Origin of the sequence: Azorhizobium sp. AG788 (assembly GCF_943371865.1) — a bacterium.
Lineage (GTDB): Bacteria > Pseudomonadota > Alphaproteobacteria > Rhizobiales > Xanthobacteraceae > Azorhizobium.
Genome location: NZ_CALRWL010000103.1, coordinates 1 through 5013 on the forward strand (window position 1 = coordinate 1; position 5013 = coordinate 5013).

The 5013-nt window shown below is 65.8% G+C and carries 5 protein-coding genes and 1 rRNA gene; 3 read left to right on the forward strand and 3 right to left on the reverse strand.

Annotated elements, in window-relative coordinates:
* Together rrf and AAG816_RS27400 are read left to right on the forward strand one after the other, a co-directional pair.
* A 5S ribosomal RNA gene (gene rrf, locus AAG816_RS27395) occupies positions 1-109 on the forward strand; the annotation flags it as partial.
* A 290-nt stretch (positions 110-399) separates the two neighbouring features.
* On the forward strand, positions 400-2109 hold the full coding sequence (locus tag AAG816_RS27400) for a methyl-accepting chemotaxis protein (protein WP_341992888.1): 1710 nt from the start codon (positions 400-402) through the stop codon (positions 2107-2109).
* Positions 2110-2278: 169 nt separating this feature from the next.
* Here AAG816_RS27400 and AAG816_RS27405 read toward each other — a convergent pair whose 3' ends face one another.
* Positions 2279-2692 (reverse strand): hypothetical protein, encoded by a 414-nt coding sequence (locus tag AAG816_RS27405; RefSeq protein WP_341992889.1) that lies wholly within the window; start codon positions 2690-2692, stop codon positions 2279-2281.
* 225 nt (positions 2693-2917) lie between these two features.
* Positions 2918-3454 (reverse strand): iron response transcriptional regulator IrrA, encoded by a 537-nt coding sequence (gene irrA, locus AAG816_RS27410; protein WP_341992890.1) that lies wholly within the window; start codon positions 3452-3454, stop codon positions 2918-2920.
* Positions 3455-3707: 253 nt separating this feature from the next.
* On the opposite strand from irrA, the gene AAG816_RS27415 reads away from it, so the two are divergent.
* Positions 3708-4214, forward strand: a complete 507-nt coding sequence (locus AAG816_RS27415) for a disulfide bond formation protein B (RefSeq protein ID WP_341992891.1) — start codon at positions 3708-3710, stop codon at positions 4212-4214.
* Positions 4215-4231: 17 nt separating this feature from the next.
* Here the strand turns inward: AAG816_RS27415 and AAG816_RS27420 are convergent, their stop codons facing one another.
* Positions 4232-4789 (reverse strand): HNH endonuclease, encoded by a 558-nt coding sequence (locus AAG816_RS27420; RefSeq protein WP_341992892.1) that lies wholly within the window; start codon positions 4787-4789, stop codon positions 4232-4234.
* Positions 4790-5013 lie beyond the last annotated feature (224 nt).

Sequence of the window (5013 nt, forward strand, 5' to 3'; positions counted from 1 at the left end):
GGCTATTGCGAGGAGCCTGAACCCGATCCCATCCCGAACTCGGCCGTTAAACTCCTCTGCGCCAATGGTACTTCATCTCAAGATGCGGGAGAGTAGGTCGCTGCCAGGCCTGCAAAGCACATGCGAAGATCAGCCCAGATCACAAAAACACAAAACGCCCCCATCGGTGAAAACCATGGGGGCGTTTTGCTGTTCGGGCGCCGCAAACCCATCTCGCATCAAGTCCGACTCGGTATCGCCGGGAACGGGAATCGCGAGTTGCGCCCGCGAAAAACACCACCAATTCAGCCTCGCGCAAGGTTGACGACGCCATCATGCGCGAACCTCCGCGCCATGTTCCGTAGCCAGTTCGGCCCGACGGGCCCTGAAGGGGTCATCTCCAGCGGGTCAGGGCCTGTCATGCTTCGGCGGTTCGAACTGAAGGTTTCTCAAGTCATCGCCATCATGGTGGTGGTGTTCGTCGGCGGCACCGCCGCCACCCTGGTGGCGGTGGTCGACTGGAGTCTGCGGGCAGACGCTGCCAAGGCCGCCGTGGAACGCCAGAACGTGGCGATCCGCGCCGCCGGGCTGGCGCTGGTAAAGGCGGTTCCTGGCACCAGCTTCCAGTGGGAGGCCGGGGGCGCCCAGAAGCTGGTCATGCCCCGTCTCCCTGATCCCGGCGATCATGCGCTCATCGATGAGGTGTCGCGGATCTCCGCCGGCACGGCGACGGTGTTCGCCTACGATCCCGCCAAGAATGATTTCGTGCGCATCACCACCTCGGTGAAGAAAGCCGATGGCACGCGCGCGGTCGGCACCGTGCTGGGCAACACCGGCGCCGCATTCGCCGCGGTGAAGGCGGGCGCCACCTATCGCGGCGAGGCGGTGATCCTGGATGTGCCCTATTACACGGTCTATATGCCGATCTTCGATCCCGCCGGCGCGGTGATCGGCGTCCTCTATGGCGGGGTGAAGCGGGCGGAAGTGACGGCCAGCGTTTCCGCCCTGGTGACCACCATCGTGTGGATCTCGCTGGCGCTGGTGGTGACATTGGCCGCATGCGCCGTCTGGCTGGCGCATCGCCTGCTGCGGCCCATCAGCCAATTGGCGGCGGCGATGCAAGGCCTGGCGGATGATCATCTCGACACCGTCATTCCGCTGCAAGACAAGCGCAACGAGTTCGGCGTGATGGCCCGCACCATCCAGATTTTCCGGGACAATGCGCTGGAGCGGCGCCGCCTGCAGGCGGAGCAGGAGGCGCAGAGCCTGGCGCGCACCGCCCGACAGGCCGAGGTGGAGGCCTCCATCCAGGGCTTCCGAACCCAGATGGGGGACGCGAGCCAGGCGGTTGCCCGCAACATGGGCGATCTGCTCGGGGTCGCGGACATCCTGGCCACGGTGGCGGGGAAGACGTCCCTGCGGACCCAGACCGCCGGACAGGCGGCCCGGGATGCGCAGGCCAGCGTCCAGGGCGTCGCCTCGGCCACCGAGGAGTTGTCGGCCTCCATCGGCGAAATTTCCGCCCAGGTGCAGCGCACCGAGGCGATCGTCGCCCAGGCCACCGAGGAGGCCCGCGCTACCAATGAGAAGATCATCGAACTGTCGCAGGGCGCCGGGCGGATCGGCAAGGTGGTGGAACTGATTCAGGCCATTGCTGCCCAAACCAATCTGCTGGCGCTCAATGCCACCATCGAGGCCGCCCGCGCCGGTGAGAGCGGTCGTGGCTTTGCGGTGGTCGCCGCGGAGGTGAAGACCCTGGCCAATCAGACTGGCCAGGCGACGGAGGAGATCGCGCTCCAGGTGTCGCAGATCCAAGGATCCACTGAGGAGGTGGTGAAGGCGATCCACGGCATTTCGCGGGTCATTCAAGAGGTGGATCGCTACACTGGCGCCATCGCCGCCGCGGTGACGCAGCAGAACGCCGCCACCGGGGAAATCGGCAAGAATATTGCCGCGGCCTCCGCCGGCAGCGGCGTGGTGTCGTCCACCATTGCCGATGTGACGCGCGCAGTGGAGGAGACCAGCAGCTATGCGGCGCGCATGGCGGAAACCTCCCGCCGCATGGCCGATGACAACCGGACGCACAGCGACGTGGTGGAGCAGTTCCTGACCCGGGTCCACGCCGCCTGAGGGCGTACGGATCTGTCCGCAACCGCGTCCGTGCCCTTACGTGAGGGCGTGGCATTCGAGCGCTTGTGCGCATGCGCCGCGCAGGCGGTCCGGCGCATGCGCACAAGCCGGTTGCGCCTTGGCATGCCCGGTGCCATGCGGTCGGGCGCGATGAAACTGCGCCGCACCGTTACGGCCTGCGCTCAGACCGCTGCGAAGTCCAAGGGGCGTTGGGCGAGAACCGTCTCAAAGCGGGCAAACAGCGCGCTGTCATCGGGAATATGCCGGCATAGCGCCGGTTGAGGTCATAATCCCAGGCTTGGCGATCGTCGCGGCTGTGTCCCTGCGCCGCTACGTCATCCAACAGATCGGCGACGGCGCCCAAGCCGAAATAGCGGTATCCGGCTTTGATAGGGTCCAACATCCCGTCCAACTCTTCGAAACCGAAGTGGTCGATGGCATGAAGCAGCCCGCCATTCATCGCCACGCCGTGGAACAGCAGCATGTCCTCCAGCGCCTGATCGCCGGGCGGTAGGGCCAGGGGGCCCGCACCCCAGTCACAGGCGCGGTTCCAGCTGAGCTGGGCTGTGGTCGCGTCCGCCATGATCTGCGATCCGCTTGAACGCCGCGCCGCGCGGGGCGCTGCCGTGGGGTGAGGACGACAGGGCGGAGCGTACCGCGATCACGACGAGACGCAAACGATGCCCAGACACCCGCCGATCATCCATAAAAAAGCCCCCCGTGCCACCACGGAGGGCTTCGTCCCTTATTGTAAGACCCCGAACCCAAGGTCGGAGCACACTCTCGCTCAGCCTTTCGAGGCCGAGGCTCAGCCCTTCGCGATCGTCTTGCGGCGCAGGCGCACCACCACGTCCACTCGCGCCACTTCGAAGCCCTCGGGGGCCTCCGGCAGGCGGTCGACGGTGACTTCCGCATTGGGAATGTCCAACAGCTCGTTGTGACCTTCCACGTAGAAATGGTGGTGGTCCGAGGCATTGGTGTCGAAATAGGTCTTGGACCCATCCACGGCCACTTCGCGCAGCAGGCTCACTTCGGTGAACTGGTGCAGCGTGTTGTAGACGGTGGCCAGCGACACCGGGAACCGGGCGCGGATCGCTTCCTCATGCAGCATTTCAGCGGTCACATGCCGGTCGCCTTTGGCGAACAGCAGCCATCCGAGGGCGAGGCGCTGGCGCGTGGGGCGCAGACCCACTTCGCGCAGCATCTCGCGCACGTCATGGAACGGGCAGCCGGTGCGGCGGGCAGCGGCAATGTCGCGCAGCTGGGCCACCGGGAGTACGGCCTCATCCTGGTCGGCCTGCACACGGGCCATGCCGGCACCGAGGCTCGTCCTGATACGGGTCATCTCGTTCATGGTCGCGCTAGCAATCTTGATGTGACAATCAGTTGCGGAAGGGTAGCCGACCATGGGACGGCCACCTGAAGCATTTTATATAGCTGATCCTCAGCCTCATTGCCACTATTACAGATTGGACCTGGACTAATGTAAAACCAACGGCGGCAATGCCTCGCTCGTGATCGCGGCCCCATGGACAGGGCCTGACGGGCGCGGTATCGCGGGCCGCTTGGTTGCTCCAGACCTTGCCGGAACCTGCCTTGTGACCCTTCTGCGCTCCCCTTTCGTCACGGCTGTGCTCATCGCGCTCGGCGCTGCCGGTGCCCTGGCCGCCGCCTGGTATTTCCAATTGGTGGTCGGCCTCGCGCCTTGTCCGCTCTGCCTCGACCAGCGCTTGCCGTATTACGCGGCGGTGCCGCTGGCGCTGCTGGTCGCGTTCGGTGCCTATCGCGCGCCGCGCCGGCTCGGCCTGCTGCGGGCCGGCCTGCTGCTGCTGGCGGCGCTGATGGCGGTAGATGCGGGCATCGCCATCTATCATGCGGGGGTGGAGTGGCAGTTCTGGGCCGGGCCGACCGCCTGCACCGGTACGGCGCCACCGGTCGTCAGCGACATTATGTCCGCCCTCAAGACCACCCGCGTGCCGCGCTGCGACGAGGCGGCCTGGCGGATGCTGGGCATTTCCATGGCCGGCTGGAATGCGGTGCTGGCGCTGGGGCTGACGGCGATCGCTTTGGTCGGCGCCCTCGCGGCTGGATCGCGCCGCGCCTGAGCGGCGCGGGCGCGCGCTCAGGGGTCGAGCTCGGTGTCCCAGTAGAGATAGTCCAGCCAGCTTTCATGCAGATAATTGGGCGGGAAGTGGCGCCCATTCTGGTGCAGGTCGTGGACGGTGGGGTGATAGGGCTTCTGCGCCGGCCACATATGGGCGTCGGCGGGCATCAGGCCGCCCTTGCGCAGATTGCAGGGGGAACAGGCCGCCACCACGTTTTCCCAGGTGGTCTGGCCACCGCGCGAGCGCGGGATCACATGGTCGAAGGTCAGGTCTTCGCGGGTGCCGCAATATTGGCAGGTGAAGCGGTCGCGCAGGAAGACGTTAAAGCGGGTGAAGGCCGGTTGCCGGGTCGGCTTGATGAAGGTGCGGAGCGAGACCACGCTCGGCAGGCGCAGTTCGAAGCCCGGACTTCGCACCGCCTTGTCGTAATATTCGACAATATTCACACGATCCAGGAATACCGCCTTGATGGCGTCCTGCCAGGACCAAACGGACAAGGGGTAGTAGCTCAGCGGACGATAGTCCGCATTCAGAACCAGAGCCGGCCACGCCCCTGATGTTATCGCTGCGGTCAAGGATTGTACTCCTCGCCCTCCATCCGAACCGAATCGAGCCAGGCTCGACGGCACGGTCGGATACTCTATAGGGACCGTGTCAGTCTTGTGAAGCCTTGGCGCGATTCGGCTGCGCGGCCAGCCGCCCGGCGATGAAATGGCCGGCATGGAACAGGCCGCCCTCGTCAATGCCGTGGCCGAGCCCATGGCTCAGGTGCCCGTCCACCGGAAGGCCCGCCGCCGCC